Below are 261 nucleotides of genomic sequence, written 5' to 3' on the forward strand. Positions count from 1 at the left end.
CCTTTAGCCTCTCCGCTACTTAGTAAGGGTGAAGCTGGAAGTCATAAGATACAAGGTATAGGTGCAAATTTTATCCCTGCTATCTTAAATAAAGATGTTATAGATGAAATCATCACAGTTAGCAATGAAGATGCTATAAATACAGCTAAAGAGCTTGCTAAAAACGGTCTTATGGTAGGAATTTCAAGTGGTGCAAATGTGTTTGCAGCAAGTGTTTTGGCTAAAAAATTTCCAGATAAAAAAATTCTTACTATGCTAAAT

The 261-nt window shown here is 34.5% G+C and carries 1 protein-coding gene; it reads left to right on the forward strand.

Translation table 11 applies throughout. The features are described from left to right. Positions 1-261, forward strand: a 261-nt coding sequence (locus ELQ05_RS08180; RefSeq protein WP_134240081.1) for a pyridoxal-phosphate dependent enzyme, incomplete at both ends; no start/stop codon positions are given.

Source organism: Campylobacter sp. US53 (assembly GCF_004378995.1).
GTDB lineage: Bacteria > Campylobacterota > Campylobacteria > Campylobacterales > Campylobacteraceae > Campylobacter_D > Campylobacter_D jejuni.